Source organism: Pseudoalteromonas sp. T1lg23B (assembly GCF_002964665.1).
Lineage (GTDB): Bacteria > Pseudomonadota > Gammaproteobacteria > Enterobacterales > Alteromonadaceae > Pseudoalteromonas.
Genome location: NZ_PQBZ01000042.1, coordinates 851,479 through 870,822, shown reverse-complemented (window position 1 = coordinate 870,822; position 19,344 = coordinate 851,479). Strand labels below are relative to the sequence as shown.

The following is a 19,344-nucleotide window of genomic DNA, read 5'->3' as shown; positions in this document are numbered from 1 at the left end:
GTACAGCAATGTGAACAAAGCAGGAGAAGTATGAGCAGGAGGATTTATGAAGAAAATAGCAGATAATATCTGGGTGTTTGACGGTCAATCTGTGTCTTATTTTTCGTTACCTCATGCCACCCGTATGACGGTTGTGCGCTTTGCAGATAATTCACTATGGTTGCATAGCCCCATCAAGATGACCGATGTTATTCTTCGCGAAGTGTCCTCACTAGGTGAAGTTAAATATCTGATAGCGCCTAATGAATTACATCATTTATATTTACATGACTGGCAACAGCAATTTCCAGAAGCAATGTTAATGGGAACGGCACAAGTGGCTAGAAAGCGTTTTGACCTTGCGTTTAATAGCTTGTTATCTGAAGACTTTTTACCTCCTTGGCCAGATGATATTACTTACTTATTGTTTACTGGATCCCCCGCAATGGAGGAAGCTGTGTTTTTTCATCGGCCCTCACGCACTCTTATAGTGACGGATCTCATTGAGGGAAATGCCAATGTAGGGTGTGAGCCCTCTAAGAACTGGTTAGCAAAATTTGCGGGTGTTGTGGCGCCGGATAGCGGGGCTTTTTTGGACTGGCGTTTGAGTTTTACTTTTCACAAAGAAGAAGCTCGGAGGCATATAGAGCAGATGCTCTCTTGGCATCCTAGGATTATTATTATGGCCCATTCACAAGAAGTGGATCATCATGCGCCGCTATTTTTAGAGCGTGCATTCTCTTGGTTGCACCCACATGTAACCGAGCAAGCGCATGCCAACAACTGAGTGATTCGTAGAGTAGGAGCTGTATTTGGTCATTGGTAGGTGCATAGGCAAGATAGACACCATGACTGTGTTGTAAAGGTGCTTTACAACACTGAGTTGGTTTGCAGCAATACTCTAGAAAGTTGAATGTTGCTTGTATAACAAGTAATAAAAAGCCCCAGTTTAAGCTGGGGCTTTTTATCTAGCAGTTTATTGCTATGGCTTAGTATTGACCCACTAAACTTACACCTGAGAAACTAGTGTAACCGTTTAGCATGATGTAATACGTACCACCTTGACCTGAGCTCAATGAGCAAGTTTCGCTATTGCCATTTCTATACGGACGACAGTCGTAACTTGAAGTTGTTGGTGCTGAGCCTTTTTTCACATATAGGTCAGCATCACCAGAACCACCAGAGATTGACACGTTTAACGTTACGTTTGCAGGTACTTCAATCTTATAGTTTAGTTGCTGATTTTGGCTGCCAGCTAAGCCGCTCACTGGAACACCGTTTTGTAAACAGTCACTGCCACAACCCGTGTCATCACCGCCAACTGTTGCAGTCAGTGTTGCACCGCTGTATGCGCTATAACCGTGTAACATTGCGTACCAATCACCGCCTGCTGGGTTAGTGAAATCACACTGCTCTTCGTTACCATTTTTATATGGACGACAAGCATAATCACTCATAGTCGGTTTTTGACCTTGCTTAACGTATAAGTCAGCATCGCCAGAACCACCAGTCAATACGAATGATAGTGCAGAGCTACCTGCTGGAACATTGATTTTGAAGTAGTTTTGAGAACCGTTTGCACCGTCAGCAGCAACACCTACACCACTGGTTAGTTCAGTTAGCGGTGGCTCAACGATAGGACCACTTGCAGCCTGTAATAACTCGTTTGGTGAACCAGTCTTCGCATCAGATAGCTTGTTCTTCGCACTCTTATCGCTCAGCATTTGATCAAGCTGTGATGGTGTAAGGCTTGGGTTTTCATCCAAGTAAAGTGCAACCGTACCCGCAACGTGTGGTGCAGCCATAGATGTACCACTGATTGTGTTTGTTGCTGTGTTTGAGTTGTACCAAGCTGACTTGATGCTTGAACCTGGCGCATAAATGTCTAGACAAGTACCGTAGTTAGAGAAGCTAGAGCGACCATCACTGCTTGTTGTTGAGCCAACAGTGATTGCGTCAGCAGCACGTGCTGGAGAGTAGTTACATGCATTGCTGTTGTCGTTACCAGCAGCTACAACAAAGCTAACACCTGCGGCAACAGCACTGTTAACAGCATCATCAAGTGCTTGAGAAACACCGCCACCAAGACTCATGTTCGCAACAGACGGGCCACTTGCATTGTTTTTAACCCAGTTAACACCTGAGATAACACCTGAGTTTGTGCCCGAACCGCTACAGCTTAGAACGCGAACGCCGACAACGTTAACATTTTTAGCTACACCGTAAGTCGAACCGCCGATAGTACCTGCAACGTGAGTACCGTGACCGTTACAGTCAGTTGCATCTGCATCGTTATCGATAAAGTCATAGCCGTGGCTCGCGCGGTTGCCAAATTCGTTGTGGCTTACTAATACACCGGTATCGATAACATACGCGGTAACACCAGAACCATCATAGTCATAGTGATAAACACCATTTAGTGGTAGGTCTTGTTGGTCGATACGATCTAGACCCCAAACAGCGCCGTTTTGGTCTGCGGCTGTGCCAGCCAACGGGTTAATTGAGACGATTTGATCTTGTTCGATGTACTTAACATTGCCGTCTTTTAACATTGCTTCAATTTGTTTCTTATTGGCGTTAACAAGTACGCCATTTAAAGCAGTGCCGAAGTTACGCTTTACACGCACGTTATACTTGTTTGCTATATCGTTACCCTGCGCTTCGACATATGCTGCAACCTGATTCTCATTGTTCATGCTCAGTACACTTGGTGTGTCAAACACAACAATATACTGATCTTCAATGGCTCTATCTTGGTTTACAGATAGCAATTGCGCTGCATAACTGTTTGAAGCAATACCTAAAGTAACTGCTAAAGTGAGAGTGTTTAGCTTTGTCATATTATTTCCTTTACATGTTGTTTTAAGTGGATTCGCTATCTACGATGACTGAAAAAGAACAAAAAATAAACTGATCTGTTATAATTTTTTAACTTTAGTTTAACCATAAATACACAACAAATGTTATAAGTACTTTCCTCAATAGTCCTTCCTGAGTTTCTTGGAATGCAAGAATATAGAGCTCTTGCACGATGTTTTTACAAAATTAATGGTTGAATAAGCACCACAACTTGCTAATATAGCAATAAGTAATTAGTTATAATTTTTTGTTATAACTGAATGGTTCGATATAAATAAAGGTCTTGTCATGTCTGAGCAACGGGCGCTAAGCCAAATTTACCTAGATGCAAATGCCACTACACCTGTATTGGCAAAGGCTGCAAAAGCAGCAATGTCGACGATGGAAACGATGTTTGGTAATCCCAGCAGTAGCCATATAAGTGGCTTACAGGCCAAACAAATAATGGATGAAACACGCAATAAGGCGATTAAGGTGCTGGGTGCGGGCTCAGGGCAAGTGATTTTTACCAGTGGTGCGACAGAAGGAATTCAAACAGGAATTTTATCCGCTCTTTACGCTGCCAAAAGTAGTATGCAACCAGACAAAGAGTACAGCATTTTATACGGTGCGACAGAGCATAAAGCGGTGCCGGAGTCTTTGAAACATTGGAACAAGATTCTAGAGGTAAACGCAACAGTAAAGCCTATCCCGGTTGACGCAACGGGTAAGTTAGATATGGACTTTATTGCGAAAGAAGTACCAAACGCGCTGATGATCTGTACCATGGCGGTGAATAATGAAACAGGCGTATATCAAGACTTAGACGCGTTAGAACTGGTGATAAGAGGCAACAATGCCGATGTGTTTTGGATGGTAGATTGCGTACAAGCTCTAGGTAAACGTTGTCTTGACTTAGCCAATACCAGTATTGATTATGCACCTTTTAGCGGACATAAATTATACGGTCCAAAGGGCATTGGTTTTGTTTACATACGTAAAGGCGCGCCGTTTACACCTTTCATCGCTGGAGGTGGACAAGAGGGTGGATTACGCTCTGGTACAGAAAATTTACCTGGCTTGGCAGCACTGAATGTTATTTTTGATGAGTTATTGGATCAAGGAGATGGCGTATTTTCTAGCGTAGGTCAATTACAATTGTATCGCTCACAGCTTGCGTTGGCGCTAAAAAATGCATTTCCAACAGTGGTGTTCAATCACGATTTTGCAAACAGCGTACCCACTACCTTGAACTTTGCAATTCCGGGTTTTAGCTCTAAAGAAATTATGGACTTATTTGATGCGGCTAACATACGAGTGAGCTCTGGTTCGGCATGTAGCTCTAAGGTTACACGCAGTTTTGTCCTCGATGCTATGGGTTTGCCCGCATGGCAAAGTGAATCTGCAATTCGTATGTCATTCGGTCCAGCTGTTACGCAACAACAAATAGATCAGGCGTGTGATCGTATTCAACATTGTGCCCAAGCGCTTGGGCATAGTTGTTTGTTAAATGCGATGGGCAATATTGACGAAAAATCTCAGTTGCAGGGCTTAGTACAGTTTAAAGTTGGTGGTAGTTGCACATGGCTCTATGCTGATCCAACAACCAAGACTGCAATCATAGTTGACCCACTTCCTGAGCTGAATAAACGCTTGTTGACGATTCTACAGTGCCAGCAGTTACAACTTGTAGCAGCGATTGATACTCATGGCCATGCTGACCATCAATCTGGACGTGTTTCCTTAGCTCAGCAACACTTAGCGATGCAACATACCGATCATTTAGGTTGGCCTGAAGAAGTCGCCACGGTTGAGCTAGATGGCCAATCTTATCAAGCTATTTCCATTGGTGATAAATACTTATTACGCATTACAACGCCTGGGCATACCGATGACAGTATCTCCCTAGTGTTGTGTGATAAACATAAACTGCAACAGGGTGAATTAGTTGTCAGTTATGTATTTTGCGGAGATTTAGTACTGATGGGCAGCCTTGGTCGTACCAATTTTTCAACCAGTAGTGCCGCGCTTATGTACACAAGCTTGAAGAAACTCTTTGATTTGGTTGGTAATGAGAGTCTCTTATGTCCAAGTCACGATTATCACAATGAATTCGTCACAAATTTTGCCGCTGAAGCAAGTCGAAATGAGTTACTTAATGGTATTTTATCGTCTCAGATCAGTGAAGAACAGTTCTTAAAAAGTAAGGCTGAGTTAGATAAAAATATTCATGATCAAATCGGTGAAGAAATCATGTGTGGTGCGTTTACCGGCACATGTAATAAAAAGCGCTTACAAGAGTACAGTACACCTGAGTTACAGGCTAAATTGAACACAACACCTGGCGTCAAGTTAATTGATATACGAGAGCCTCACGAGTATGCACTTAACCATAGCCAAGAGTTTGATATGAACGTGCCCCTAACGCGTCTTACCGACTTTATTTGTCAACAGCAACATAATAAATCTCAGGAATTGATATTGGTGTGTCGCAGTGGCAGTCGCTCTCAAGTTGCTGCGCAGGCATTGACGCGTTTGGGTTTTGAAAACGTAGGGCATTTGAAGGGTGGATATGCTCTAAGCCAATCAATGTAACAAGCCGCTATAAAAAATGTAAAGGGCCTTTACAGGCCCTTTTCTGTTAGCAGTTTTATTGGTAAATATAGCTAGGAAGCCTCAAAAACTTAAGTTTGTTTTATAAATTATTTTTACTCAATCAAAAATGGTTTTGAGCTTTACCACCCAGTAGTCACATTGCTTTTACACATCTAAGTCTGCACCCTAATTGTGACGGGTTACAACGAGCCCGTCCCCAAACTAGTTTAGCAAAGTCTCAAGTATTGATTTAAGCTCACCTACTTCAATAGGCTTAGTTATATAATCTGTAAATCCAAGTTCGGCTGCCTGCTCTTTATCTGCTGTCATGGCGTTAGCGGAAACGGCAACAACGGGAATGTTTTTTGTTTTATCATTATTCTTCAATAGGTTAAAAACATCGTATCCAGACATATCTGGCAAATTTATATCCAAAAGAATCACTCTTGGTATAATGCGCTTAGCGGCATCAATTCCACTTGCTCCGTCCACGGCCTCAAAATATTCAATGTCATCAAATCGATTGATGAGTCGTTTCATCAATTTCCTGTTGGTTACATTATCTTCGATATAAAGTATTGAGCAGGTTTGTGAGGACGTGTCGTCGGCTTCGCGTAATAATGGTAAGACAACTGTGAATTTAGTGCCTCTCCCTTCGGTACTTTCGACTGAGATAGCCCCATCCATAGCTTGTATAAACTCGTTCGCAATCGTTAAGCCTATCCCAATACCTTCTTCGCCGGAATAAGCGTCTGGACCGCGCTCAAATGGCTCAAAGATGCTGGCTAGTTTATCTTCAGACATACCTACGCCAAAGTCTTGAATTCTCACATGCGCTTGCTCATCAATCGTGTACAAAGAAAGGTTTATATTTCCTCCTTCATGACTGAAATTAATCGCGTTATCTAGAATGTTGCTAATAACTTGTTTTAGTTTGGTGTAGTCAGCGCTTACAAATGCTTGGGTTGCTTGTTCAAAGGTAATGGTGAGGTTCTTACTTTGTGCTTGAGGCATCAACTGGTTAATAGCTTCTTGAATATTCTCATTAACCAAGACCTCTTCTTTGCTCATTGCCAAGTTACCTGTTTGAATAGTCGCTATTTGTAGGATTTCATTCACCATTGCCATCAGATCTTTCCCTGCCTTAGAAATTTCAGTCAAGCTATCTTGTTGAGCAGGTGTTAGTGTTTCGTCTTGAAGAATTTGTGTGAATCCGATAATGGCATTAAGTGGTGTTCTCAGTTCATGACTCATTCTAGATAAAAACTTAGATTTGGCGGAGCTGGCTGCCTGAGCTTGCTTTGAAGCCATTTCAAACTCAGCCGTGCGTCGCTTGACTTGTTCCTCTAAATCGGAACGGTATTGGCTCAGTGCAGTTTCATATTTTTTCTGCTCGGTAATGTCACGGACAATGCCGGTAAACATTTTTCTATTGTCCACATTCATTTCACTGATTGACAAGGATAGCGGAAATACTGAGCCATCTTTTCGCTGCCCGAGCACTTCTCGTCCCGAACCTATGACTTTCTTTATACCACTGCGCTTATAGTTAGACAGGTAGCTGTCATGCTCTTGTTGATAAGGATCAGGCATCAGCATTTTTATATTCTGTCCGATGACTTCCTGCTCTGAATAGCCAAATATCTTCTCTGCCGCAGGGTTAAAACTATCGACAATGCCATTTTCATCAATGGTGATAATACCGTCTATCACGGTTTCTATAATTGCTTGAATTCGAGACACTTGGTCGCTCAACAGAGATTTATGTTCTGCTATCTCAGAAATATCCCTGACAATACCAGTAAACATGCGCTCACCGTCAACATTCATTTCACTGACTGACAGTTCAAGTGGAAACAGTGCCCCATCTGCTTTTTGACCAAGTACTTCACGTCCTGAGCCAATGACTTTTGCGTTACCTGTATCTAAGTAATTGGTAATGTAATCATCATGTTCATCTTGATAGGGGGTGGGCATTAACATTTTCACATTATTGCCAATGACTTCGTTGGCTCGATAACCAAAGATCCGCTCCGCCGCTGGATTAAAAGTTTCGACAATACCGTGCTTGTCTATGGTGATCACGCCATCTATCACGGTGTTTATGATAGCTGACAAGCGTGAATACTGTGACTGTAGTTGTACTGACAGTTGGTCTTTTTGGTTTAATTCTGATTCCAACTGCACGCTGTCTGCGTTACTTTGGGCTTCGATAGAAGAGATCCCTTGTTCAATTATCGAGAATTCATCGCCTTTTAACTCATTGAGCGAGCGAGGATCTGGAAAACTTAATATTGCTTCTTTCAGGCCTCGTATACGCAGTTTGAGATAGGCAATGATTGATACCGCCAGTATTAAGGCGATCAGTATCCACATTACTCGTAGTGTCACACTATGCTGTGGTTTTATATCGATACGCTGTGTTAACGCATATAGATAACATTGTGTCTCGACTGCCAACGCTCCACTGCATACTTTAGTAAGGCCAAACAGAGCGTTCTTTTCTTTGGCAAAGACTGGCATTGTTGAAGTAAGCGCGGCGGAGACTAGCGTATCATTGTTAATGATTTGCGCGGTTGGTAAATCTATTGCGTCGGGTTCAGTGCTATCAATGACACGTTGATCGTTAACAGCAATAAGATAGCCTGAAGTTATGGGCTTTAGGTGTTCTTCAAGGTTATTTTTCCACAGTATAAATGCTGATTTTGGCTCCATGGTTCGTGCAATAGCCGACAGCAAGCTCAGCTTACTGTTTAGATGTGTTTGGGTTAACTCCTCTGACACAGCCGCTTGATTTTCAGCCGCTTGCTCCTTGGCTATCAAATAAAGTGCGCTAAAACACAAAGTAATGAGTAAAACTACCACATAGGTGTAGGGGATTGTTCGTACAGCCTTCATCTTTTGCAATACCTCATAGAATGCTTTTTGTCACCATTGAGTCATCCAGCCCAATACATCATCGTTGTTTGTTAGTTATTTTCTTTCAATAATCTAATGGTAAAAGTGCTTCCGACATCAGGCTCACTTTGTACTAATAGCTCTCCGTTCATTAGGTGTACTAATTTTTTAGTGAGCGTTAAACCTATGCCAGTGCCTTCTGTTTCTGAATTTTCTGCGCCTATCCGATTAAAGGGCTCATAAATTTTTTCTAAGTCCTGTTCGCTAATACCAATGCCAGTATCGGATATGGAAATGGAGCAAAAATGACTGTCTTCATGTGTGGTGACCCGAACTTCACCCTCTTTTTTATTGTACTTAACAGCATTTGAAAGCACATTTAATAGCACTTGTTTGAGCCTAAGGGCATCACAAATTGCGTCAATTGATATGTTGTTCTCAACGCGCAGGGTTAAGCCTCGCTTGGTACAATCGGCTTCAATTAATTTAGTACACTCTTTTATGACCTGAGACACATCGGTGGCTTTATTGTTGACATTAAACTTACCTGCTTCTACTTTAGACAGGTCTAGAATTTCGTTAATTAGATTTAACAAATGCCTACTGGCTTTTAGGATCTCATCTAAATCATCAGCATCACTCTTAGATAACTCTTCTGAAGATTCAAGAAGCTGGCCAAATCCAAGGATGGCATTTAACGGTGTGCGCAATTCATGACTCATGTTTGATAGAAATTCAGATTTGGCGCGGTTGGCTCTATCTGCTTCCTCTTTTGCTCTAACCAGTTTTTCTTCATTTTGTAGCCGTAGTAGCTCAAGCGAAACACGGTCAGCAAACACGGTCAGCAGTGATTTTGTGTACTCGGCGTTGTATAATTTTTGATTGCTCATCAAACCCACATGACCAAGTCTGTGTCCCTCACTGGAGGTCAGTGGTACAGCAATATATGCTTCAATTTCATTTTCTTTCAACCAATGATCTTCGGGAAAGCGCTTATAAACATTCTCTTCGTAGAAACATAGCCCGTGTTTAGCCACTTGCTCACAAGGTGTGCCTTTAAGTGCATATTCGTATTCGTTTTGATGCTCACCGTTATGGAATAACGATAACGTTTTCATCGTATTTGGTTTTGTTGAAGGGACTGAAATGAAAGCCGTTGTTGCCCCTGTAGCCAGTGTTAAGCCAACGGTGGTTTGCTCAAAAAATTCAGCGCCCATGGTCGTTGATGTGCTAATCACCATTGCTTTTAGGGCTTCTTGTAGCATCTTATTGGTCGTGATGTCGGTGCGTATCGAGATGTACTGATAAGGGTGCCCATCTTTATCAAGCATCGGTGTTATGGTTGAATGGACCCAATACAAGCCACCATTTTTTTTCTGGTTGCAGATATCTCCTTTCCAGACCTGACCGCGGGAAATGGTTTGCCATATGTCGCGATAGAACTCCTTGTCATGTACGTCTGATTTGATCACACGGTGGTTTTTGCCCAACAACTCTTCTTTGCTGTAGCCACTGATCCGACAGAAGTAGTCGTTAACATAGATTATATTGCCATTGCTATCGGTGATACTGACAATTGCGTGAGAGTTAATTGCAAGGTGTTCCTTGTCTCTTTCATAAACTTCTCTTTGCAGGTTTTGCTTGAGCGCCATTTTTAGTCGATAGCGGCGCGCACGTACTGAAATAGCGCCACAAAAATGGTCATGGTCAACAGGCTTTTTCAAAAAGTCATCAGCACCGGTTTTGAGCGCGTAGAGTTGAGATGAGTAGTCAGAATCTGCCGACAAAAATACGATAGGCACACTAATTAACTCGGGTTGCTCACGCAGCAGGGTAGCCATCTCAGGGCCCATAATATCGGGCATATGAAAATCAAGTATGATCACATCGGGCTTGATTTTATCCAAGTGTTCAAACACTTCTAAAGGCTTCTCAAACTCGATTGTCTCAAAGCCTTGGCCTTGTAAAATTGTACTGTGCAGACTCAATGACGAAGCATTGTCATCAATGATCAAAACCCGATAAGGTTCGGTTTTGCTATTCTCGGTAAGCGTACTGAGCATATTGGCAATATAAACTTCATGGCTTGGTAGTTGAATATATCTGTCTACGCCCGCACGAAGCATTTTCAGTCGTAATTGGATGTCAATGGTTGAAGACATTAATATTAATGATGCATCGTGAGGCAACATTTTTTTGATTTTGGTTATGTTCAGGTAAAGCAGTTGTTCATTAGGTTGTTGATTCCATTTCAAAATGATTATGCAGGATGAATCATAATCATGATGTGTATGTAGGAATGACTCCAGTTCCTCAATGCTCTTGACGGCGGCAACACCAAATCCGGCAGTGTGTAAAACATTAATCAGCTTCTCACTTTCTTGCGGACAGTCGTCAACAATAACGACTTTTTCAGCATATTCTTGCGTGTCACCTTGCATCATTTCGACACGCATACTCTTTGAAAACATGTGATTTTGCGACAAAATATAGGAAAAGTCGTCAATACTACGAACGATGGATTTGGCTAATTCTGCGTTGGGGTTGGCTTGGTAGGCTTGGAGTTGGTTGATGAATACTGCGCTAAGTAAAGACTCTGGGTAAATTGCACTGCCACGTTGGCTGTTACACATTTCATTGATCAGATTGCTCACCTTATTAATGGTGTCTAGCAACTTGCTCGGGTCCAATCCTTCTTGGTGAATACGCTTTTTTAACAGCATGAATTTGTGGAGTAAGCTCTGTACTGGATACATATTTATGTTACCCCTGTCTTGTTGCAAAAGCGTGTGATTGTACCGCTGTATCTATGTGCGCTTTGTTAATCATCTTGAAATTGATTCTTAATTATCATGACATCATCAATGTGGGCGATGAACACATCAACCACCATAGGGTCAAAATGGTGGCCGCTGTGAGTTTTAATATAGTGGATGGCTTCATCAATACTCCAAGCTTTTTTATATGGTCTTTGCGATGTTAAAGCATCAAACACATCCGCAACGGCGGCGATGCGGCCCTCTATAGGTATGTCCTGCTGTTTTAAGCCATTTGGATAGCCCGTACCATCCCACTTTTCGTGGTGAGTTAGCGCGATGTTTCTGGCCATGATCATCAGTTCAGAATCATCATTATCCAATAGATGCCCACCTATTTGAGCATGGGTTTTCATGACTTCCCATTCATGTGCATCTAACTTGCCCGGCTTTAAAAGGACGGAGTCTGGTATGCCAATTTTACCGATGTCATGCATGGGGCTGGCATGTAAGATCAACTCACATATTCTTGGTGATAACCCCATCTTTTGAGCAAGCAATTGGCATATATGACTCATACGCAAAATATGATTACCAGTTTCTTCATCTTTATATTCAGCGGCCATACCTAAACGTTGTACGACGCTCAGACGAGTATCGTTCAATTCTCGTGTTCGGTGTTCCACCATTTGTTCGAGTACTTGAGCCTGATTATTGAGTAATTTATGCGCTAAATGTGCATCTAGCAGGTTCTGTACTCGCATTAACAGCTCATTTTTTTCAAATGGTTTGGTGATGTAATCTCTTGCCCCTTTCTCCAAAGCGGCCAAAGTTGTCTCTGAACCTTGCTGCGCAGAAATAATGATAATGGGTGCCATCAGTGGCTCTTGCAAAGAAAACAGTGTGTCCATGACCTCAAAACCATCCATATATGGCATGTTGATATCCAGTAAGATCAGATCCGGTTCCAGCGTTTGATACGTGGCGAGTGCCTCTCGGGAGTCAGACAGCAAGTGGACATGCTTATACCCCTTAGCACTGAGTAACCGGTGCAATAATTTTAGATTGGTCGGGTTATCATCTATTGCAAGAATGATAGAGTTGTTTCTCATGTCTTTCACTGTGTCTTAAACCTGATTGTAATGATAGAGACGCGCTCGAAATTGTTCCGTTTCGATGTCGCACCAATAAGCAAGATTGTTGACCTATTCAACCGCTTTTAACCGCTCGGTGATATTGAATAGCTTGTCTTCAATCACAAACGATAATCCCAACGTTTCTTCAACAATATCCTTGGTTTCGTCGACCAAACTCATGAGCTCTGACTCTTGATCTTCATCTAGGCCTAACGTAATGATTTTTAATCGAATTGCTTGAGATAGGTCGTTAACTAGTGTGACGATTTTATTATCCTGACTTTCACACAGATTTTTAATGGTGCCGAAGTCATCCATGAGCTGGCTTTTGAGGTTGTTCAGTGCTTTTTTACGAATATTGTTTTTTTCTACTTGCCCTTCAATAAAGTCGATACGGCTATCTACAATGGTCAGTAGAATGGCAAAGTTGTCACGAATACGGCCTATGACATCTTCATCGTTTACACGAAGCCCCTTAACCAGCATAGAACACTGCGGAGAATTGAATAGCATGTTGGAGCCAAATGGCACGATGCGTTTTGCCTTACGACCTAATTCCAGAATCTCCCTTTCAAGATCGGTGATACTAAGCTCTGGGAATTGATGGAACTCACCGGCAACCCTAAATTCAACACAGCAGTTGACGCCTGAATTACTAAAAAAGCGCTTAATATTGTTAAATAAGATCTTTACATCGGTGACTTCCAAGTTCTCCGTGAAGAAGGTGACCAGCTCACCCAGCTCACTGGCTTGCTGCATTGAGGTGAAGGCTGTTGTTGAAGCCATTTCATATTGTTCTTTGAGTGTGTTTCGTTCCTCGATACGCAGTTCAACCCGTTTGAGTTTTTCTCTTAGCTCTTTAAAGTCGACAGGTTTTGCAATGTAGTCATCGCCTCCGCTGCCATATGCAGCGAGCTTATCTTCGCTTGAGGTTAAAGCGGAGATAAAAATCACTTCACATTCTTCAAAATCAGGTGCCTGTCTCAGCTCCTTTACTAGGTCATAGCCAGTGAACGGTTGTCCTAGCATGATGTCCATTAATACGACATCGGGCTTGTGTTCTTCCAGTAATGGAATAATAGCTTCAGAACCATCGGAAGAGACAATATCGTATTGTTTACTCAACGCTTTTTCTAACACCACTCTATTTTGTGGGTTATCATCGATAGACAATATCTTCACATGTTTTCCTTAGTTCTTTATTTATAAGGCAGTGCTTAAAAAATAGCTAAAGAACAGAAGCCTCGCAAATAATTAGCTTTGTAACTTGCCGATGTTTATACCTCAGTCCTTGTTATTCAATTTGCACAGCTTACCTAAGAGAATTTTTGCAATCTGTAAGTTTGTAGAAAGCTTGAGCACCTAGATTAGCCATAACACAAATCGTTGAGCACATGTTTTGCTTAATCAACTGCAATGGAAAAAGGAAATTAGAGATGTTTAGAGGGTTATTTTGATCGACATTAGCATTGGCGTGTTCAACTGCTGTAGCACAGTTGAACACGAGCAATAACGACTTAAGCTGGGGCGTAGGCATTGCCGTGATAGATCAGTATCAGGGTTATATCGAGATAGGCAATGAAACGATTCTTGTGCCTGCATTAGCAATTCAATTTGGAGGAGCCACGTTTAAAGTTCAGTTTTAATCCAGCCAATAGACACATCCATTATAGATGCACCCCTGCCAAGCTGAGCAAACCAATAGGTAGCAACAGTACCCACTGGGGTAATTTTACAAACACCTTGGCAGAGAAAAAATACCAACCGACCACAATAAATACGGTTGCGAACAACATATAGCTGATAGACATAGCCATGACGACAGCGTTGTACGTAGATAAGTTGTACCAGCCAATGTAGCTCAAAGATAAACTACTGAGTAACAGGGTAAGGGAGACCATATGCCAACATGCTAGCAAAGTGGCTTTGGGAATGTCGGCAAGATTAGAGTTTAGAAAAGGTCTAACTGGGTCGATTTGCCCTGCAAATACATGGATACAAAACGTGATCAGACCCATCACACCAGCGATGAAAATGAGCGTATTCATACAGTCCTTCCTTAGTGATACCAATGCGCTTGTCCACTTTAGGGGCAATCGCATTAATTCGCAACTTTATGATAGGTGAAATACGTATTATCCAAAGCGGCGCATCGTAGACCCCATAACCCGAACAAATTTTTACAATATAGGAACATTAATTTACTGAAATATAAGTTAATTTCTCACTCGATTGTTAGCACTTCTAACAAAATTGAATTATTACTCAGAATTTTATGAAAGGACTAAAAATGAAAGCGTTATTACCTGCAGCCATGATTATGCTTGGAGCGGCTTTTACTCAAAATGCAATGGCAAGTGATGTTTACGTCGGTGCTCTGTATAACCAACAAGATATTGATGCTCCGGGCAATGATTTTAACACTGCGGGGATTGTGTTGGGTTATCAACTAAATAAGTACGTTGCTTTTGAGGGGCGATTTGCAACGGGGACATCGGGGGTGTTAGCGAGGACTACAGCGACTGATTTCTCGCGTTCTTATAAGGAAGATATGGATCTGCAAAGTTCACTTTTGTTAAAACTAACTTACCCAATTGCTGATGGGCTGAATGTCTATGGTTTAGCTGGATACACGCGCTCCAAAATTGAGTTTGAAAGTAAAGGCATCCAAACGAACGAATTAGGTAACGTAGTACTGGAATATCACCACGAAAGTAGCTGGACTCGAGGAGGATTGAGTTATGGTATTGGAGTTGAATATCAACTGAATGACAACTTCACAGTATTTGTAGACCATCAAATCTTACCTGACTTTGACGTTGCTATCGCGTATGACCAGAAGTGGAAGAGTACAACGGTAGGTTTTGCGTATCGCTTCTAACAGTACCGATTGAATGAGTGTTGGCTGGCAAATAGATTAACTTATTGGCCAGCCAACATATTCTATATTCATATTAAACATCACTTACCAGTGGCAGGAATACCACCTGATTACGACCATTATTTTTGGCCTGATGCAGCGCCATATCAGCAACTTTATGAATGTGTTTGATGTTGTTTTGACCCAAACTTGAACTACACCCTATTGAAGCTGTGATAGGACCATGCTGTTCGCTCCAATATTCGATAAACATATTCTCGATGTTTTGTCGTATGCTATGTGCGATGGTATGCGCGGTTTGGGGGTCTAAATTCTTTAAGATAACCGCAAATTCTTCACCACCGATGCGGCTCACGAAATCTCCTTCTCGAACCGAATGCTGAATCACTTTGGCAACTTCGACCAACACTCTATCTCCTATATCATGTCCGCCAATATCATTAACTTTTTTGAAAGAGTCGAGATTGATAATGAACAGCCACATGGTTTGGTTGGTGCCTTCAATATCCGTCAATGTTTGCGCTGCAACCTGATTGAATCTGCGTCGATTTGCCAAACCTGTAAGTGGCTCTGTCATCGCAGTGAGAGCTAGCTGGTACTCTGCAACTCTACGATTATGGTCGCTGCGCTCGTGTAAAATAACGGAAGCGGCCACTAAGATAATAATCAGCCAACAGATAGCGATAACAAACACGCCAAATAAGTCACTCTCACTTCGACTGAGGCTTTTAACCATAAGGTAGCCCATAAAGGTTGGAAACAAATAACCTACAGTGGTTTGCAGTCGGGCGATTTTTCCTCCAATGTAGGGGCTTAAGATAGCTCTAAGCGCACCACAATCTGCTGTGGTTGTTATACAGGCGGTAGCCAAAGCAACACCTATGGTTGTGGTTAAAATAGACATCTGCCCGTAAAAATTGTCGATGTCATAGGCATAGCCAGTCAAAGACACCATAGGTATAGCCAGTGATATAAACGCTAAACTTTGCGACATAAGTTTGTAATGTTGATTGTAAAGTATTTGGCTAAGTGCCAGCCCCAATAGCATGGCGCTGGAATTCATACCCATGTTGTTACTTTTACCGGCTAACAACTCGGCTTCAACGATATGGGCGAATGGGGTTAGATTAATAAGCACCGACGAACCCATAAGTATGTCTAGTATTCTTAACATGGTCAGCATTAAGACAATCGATGGTAAGACAATCAGGTTGGGTATTTGTTTAGCCTTATTGGTCAATGTGAGCATAATAGCAACTAAGAGTACACATAAGGCGGTAACAGGGTGGGTCGCTGGGCCACTGGTAAATGGTCGATATAAAGCTTCCATTTCAAACCCATAGCCAGCGAGTACCACAAAGCCAAATAAGGCGCCTACCAGACCAAGTGGCCGAGTGATCTTTTGTACATAGGCAACCAAATATCAATTTTTAGTACTTCGGTTGGCGTATTGTGGCGTTGCGAACGTCGTCATTGGGCACCTGATATATAGGCTCACAATAAAGATGAGTGTTTAATCGTTAATTCTGTTCTGTGTAAGGGATATCTATGACACAGCAGTAGTAAGTAAAGTGTTGGAAGATAATAATTGCAAGTTTAGTCGAATCGCCAACGTTGTTTAAAATCATACCGCAACCCGACTGATATCGACTCTATATCCGTTTGATAAAAATAAGATTTATTTAAATACTCCAAATGAACTCTCAGAGGTGCAATGGGTAGCCACTCCAATGTGAGGTTAAAGCCATCAAAACTTTGGCTTTTTGTATGACTGTCCAGACTCCCCATATTCGCGTCATCAAATTCGAACACTCCAGTTTTAATTTTGTATTCTGGGGCCAACTGGTACGCTAGAGACAAATCAAAGGTATGTCCTTTATGTGTGTCAGCGAAAGCGCTGCGACGGTAGTCCTTTGCTTGATAGGACATAGCTGCATAAAAGCGTTTGTTAAATTGATAGGCTAAGGATGCTGCCCAGATCCTGTTTTCACCTAAGTAATTCTCAGCTACAAATATATCGTTTTGCTGATAGGTCAGGGCCGCATGGAACGTCTTCGTATCATAGCTGAGCCCGATATTAATCAAATCAGTTTGCTTGTCATGGCTTGCCCCGGCGTATTGCCCAGCAGCAATGAAGGTGAAAGGTTTAACGTCTAAGCGATAGGTTATTAAGTTATCAACAAAGAAAATACTTTGTGGGTCATATGCAAAAGGGCTACTAGCGTGATTAAAAATATCCACATACTCGGCAATAAAAAGATACTGAGGCGGTCTTTGCTTACCTATTCCAATACGGCCAAATGGGGTCGTCAGTGCCGTGTAAGTTTGTCTCGATTTGCCAAAATCGCCTTCATTTGCCAAGTCAATGCTCCACTCCCCATGAAGCTGGGCGGTCCAGCCATGGGCAAATTCCTGAGCGACCTTAAACCCTGCATGAGACAGCGCATCTCCCACATCCCAATAGCTATGAGGTTGCTCATTAATCATACCTAACGTTGGTCTTATCGTTGCATAGACATCTACTTGAGTGTGCTTCCCCTGCGTCGTTAGCTCGGTTTCACTGGGCAGGTGGGACTGCACGGTTTTAGCGTTGAGCACGTTCGGGTTTTGTTTTAAAAACAGAGCTTTTAGTTCTGCTAGTTGGGATTCCAGTGCTTCAATATCAGCCCAAGTTACGGTGCGTTCAGTGGCAAGCAGAGGCGGGCTAATAATCAAAGAAACTCCCAAAAAACTGGACAACGAATAAAGTAAAGTGAATCGCATTACAGTGTCCAAACTTCATTGCTAATGGGTGAATTATAGCCAATGGCTCGCTATTCAAAGCTGTCTTTTTCGTCATTCTTGTCATCATTTCATTACTACTCATTGATGAACTAGCGTGCTCCTAAACACAGCCCAAATGTATGAGCTATAGTTTTAATGAGACTTATGCGTTGGGGTAACATATAGGCAATGCTGCATGTGCGATATGCCAGCAGCAAAACCTAGAAGATATTTATGATTTCAGGACATCAGAATAATTCATCATCATTTGCTGGGTTCATACTGCTGATTCTATGTGTATTTTTAGCATGTGAAAGTGATGCAAATCCGCAATATCGTGTCACGATTTTAGTGGATGAAAGTTACCCTCCTTATACTTATTTTAGTAATGGGGAATTAACGGGGATTTATGTTGATTTAGTAAAACAGGCCGCACGACTGATTGACGATAAGTATTTGGTTGAGCTTCATCCTGTGCCTTGGAAAAGAGGCGTTGCAGCATTACAAAATGGTGAAGCCTTTGCGTTGATGCCACCGTATAAGCATATCAAGCGTAGGCCGTTTATTTGGCCTTACTCGGTGCCGCTATTAGAGGAAGTTGTGGTTGCATTTTGTAACCAAGGTTTTTCCCTCAAAAATATAGATTCAGAAGACACAACCGCGCACCCCATTAATGTTGGATTAAATGCAGGTTATATGATTTTAGACGATGCCCTAAGGCAAGCTCACCAACAAAATAAGATCAGACTTTGGGAAAACAAAGACACATTTTCAAATGTGATGAAGCTGGCTAAAAAGCGTATTGATTGTTACGTTAACGATAGGCTTTCTACGTTATTGGGATTAAGAAATCTAAAGCGCATACATCCAGAGTTAGACTTGAACAACATCATGGAAGATCGTGTTATTTTAAGGCGTACTGCGCACATTGGTTATATTAAAGATGCGCTGGACAAGTATCCTTACAAACATGATTTTATTGAAAAAATGAATGAAGCACTACAAACAGTTTTAGCAAGTCAGGCAATTGAAATTGGCGAGCAATAAACATGTTTCCTGCCAACTAAAAAAGTATTAAAGTGAATCAAGCGATACTATTTTCTACAATTCTGAACATGGAAAAAATCATGAATGACACAGTTGTTGCGGTTATTGATAGGCAGCTCAATGCGTATAACCAAAAAGATGCGCAGGCGTGGGCCAACACATATTCTATCAATGCGGTACAACAAACTACCGATGTACGACTATCGCGTCAGGCAGAAAGGCAATTCAGGCTGCTATTGCCGAGCGCTTTCAAGAGCCAGATCTCAAAGCCGAGCTAATAAATAGAACGGTCCATGATAATGTGGTTATCGATCATGAAAAAATCACCCGTAACTTTGCAGAAGGTTTGGGAAGTGTCGAAATGCTATGTATTTACACCGTAGTAGACGGTTTCATTACGAGAGGAATTTTTAAGGTGTTTAACAAGCAACTGGCTACTTGAACACATACG

General features: G+C 41.9%; 14 protein-coding genes. 6 read left to right on the top strand and 8 right to left on the bottom strand.

Annotated elements, in window-relative coordinates; genetic code table 11:
- Nucleotides 1–46 precede the first annotated feature (46 nt).
- Nucleotides 47–766, top strand: coding sequence for a DUF4336 domain-containing protein (locus C2M32_RS20285; RefSeq protein WP_105170106.1), 720 nt, complete (start codon nucleotides 47–49; stop codon nucleotides 764–766).
- 202 nt (nucleotides 767–968) lie between these two features.
- Here the strand turns inward: C2M32_RS20285 and C2M32_RS20280 are convergent, their stop codons facing one another.
- A complete protein-coding gene (locus C2M32_RS20280) occupies nucleotides 969–2,819 on the bottom strand; it encodes a S8 family serine peptidase (protein ID WP_105170105.1) in 1,851 nt (616 codons plus the stop codon).
- A gap of 307 nt (nucleotides 2,820–3,126) precedes the next feature.
- On the opposite strand from C2M32_RS20280, the gene C2M32_RS20275 reads away from it, so the two are divergent.
- Complete coding sequence (locus C2M32_RS20275) at nucleotides 3,127–5,412, top strand: aminotransferase class V-fold PLP-dependent enzyme (protein ID WP_105170104.1); 2,286 nt, start codon at nucleotides 3,127–3,129, stop codon at nucleotides 5,410–5,412.
- Nucleotides 5,413–5,634: 222 nt separating this feature from the next.
- Here the strand turns inward: C2M32_RS20275 and C2M32_RS20270 are convergent, their stop codons facing one another.
- The 4 genes from C2M32_RS20270 to C2M32_RS20255 all read right to left on the bottom strand — a co-directional run bounded on the left by C2M32_RS20270 (nucleotide 5,635) and on the right by C2M32_RS20255 (nucleotide 13,384).
- On the bottom strand, nucleotides 5,635–8,310 hold the full coding sequence (locus tag C2M32_RS20270) for a PAS domain S-box protein (protein WP_105170103.1): 2,676 nt from the start codon (nucleotides 8,308–8,310) through the stop codon (nucleotides 5,635–5,637).
- A gap of 71 nt (nucleotides 8,311–8,381) precedes the next feature.
- Nucleotides 8,382–11,066 (bottom strand): ATP-binding protein, encoded by a 2,685-nt coding sequence (locus C2M32_RS20265; RefSeq protein WP_105170102.1) that lies wholly within the window; start codon nucleotides 11,064–11,066, stop codon nucleotides 8,382–8,384.
- A gap of 65 nt (nucleotides 11,067–11,131) precedes the next feature.
- Nucleotides 11,132–12,178 carry an HD domain-containing phosphohydrolase gene (locus C2M32_RS20260; protein WP_105170158.1) on the bottom strand — a complete coding sequence of 349 codons (1,047 nt, stop codon included), beginning with the start codon at nucleotides 12,176–12,178 and terminating at the stop codon, nucleotides 11,132–11,134.
- A 93-nt stretch (nucleotides 12,179–12,271) separates the two neighbouring features.
- Nucleotides 12,272–13,384, bottom strand: a complete 1,113-nt coding sequence (locus C2M32_RS20255) for a response regulator (protein ID WP_234401371.1) — start codon at nucleotides 13,382–13,384, stop codon at nucleotides 12,272–12,274.
- A 287-nt stretch (nucleotides 13,385–13,671) separates the two neighbouring features.
- On the opposite strand from C2M32_RS20255, the gene C2M32_RS20685 reads away from it, so the two are divergent.
- Nucleotides 13,672–13,848, top strand: a complete 177-nt coding sequence (locus C2M32_RS20685) for a hypothetical protein (protein ID WP_234401370.1) — start codon at nucleotides 13,672–13,674, stop codon at nucleotides 13,846–13,848.
- Between the two features lie 21 nt (nucleotides 13,849–13,869).
- Here the strand turns inward: C2M32_RS20685 and C2M32_RS20245 are convergent, their stop codons facing one another.
- On the bottom strand, nucleotides 13,870–14,250 hold the full coding sequence (locus tag C2M32_RS20245) for a hypothetical protein (protein ID WP_105170101.1): 381 nt from the start codon (nucleotides 14,248–14,250) through the stop codon (nucleotides 13,870–13,872).
- A gap of 242 nt (nucleotides 14,251–14,492) precedes the next feature.
- On the opposite strand from C2M32_RS20245, the gene C2M32_RS20240 reads away from it, so the two are divergent.
- Complete coding sequence (locus C2M32_RS20240; RefSeq protein ID WP_158678295.1) at nucleotides 14,493–15,083, top strand: porin family protein; 591 nt, start codon at nucleotides 14,493–14,495, stop codon at nucleotides 15,081–15,083.
- Between the two features lie 73 nt (nucleotides 15,084–15,156).
- Here C2M32_RS20240 and C2M32_RS20235 read toward each other — a convergent pair whose 3' ends face one another.
- Nucleotides 15,157–16,503, bottom strand: coding sequence for a GGDEF domain-containing protein (locus C2M32_RS20235; protein ID WP_105170099.1), 1,347 nt, complete (start codon nucleotides 16,501–16,503; stop codon nucleotides 15,157–15,159).
- A gap of 176 nt (nucleotides 16,504–16,679) precedes the next feature.
- Nucleotides 16,680–17,798 carry a porin gene (locus tag C2M32_RS20230; protein ID WP_234401369.1) on the bottom strand — a complete coding sequence of 373 codons (1,119 nt, stop codon included), beginning with the start codon at nucleotides 17,796–17,798 and terminating at the stop codon, nucleotides 16,680–16,682.
- A gap of 282 nt (nucleotides 17,799–18,080) precedes the next feature.
- Between C2M32_RS20230 and C2M32_RS20225 the strand changes: the two genes are divergently transcribed.
- Together C2M32_RS20225 and C2M32_RS20220 are read left to right on the top strand one after the other, a co-directional pair.
- On the top strand, nucleotides 18,081–18,893 hold the full coding sequence (locus C2M32_RS20225) for a substrate-binding periplasmic protein (protein WP_105170097.1): 813 nt from the start codon (nucleotides 18,081–18,083) through the stop codon (nucleotides 18,891–18,893).
- A 148-nt stretch (nucleotides 18,894–19,041) separates the two neighbouring features.
- Nucleotides 19,042–19,335 (top strand): nuclear transport factor 2 family protein, encoded by a 294-nt coding sequence (locus C2M32_RS20220; RefSeq protein ID WP_199886197.1) that lies wholly within the window; start codon nucleotides 19,042–19,044, stop codon nucleotides 19,333–19,335.
- The last annotated feature ends 9 nt before the right edge of the window (nucleotides 19,336–19,344 follow it).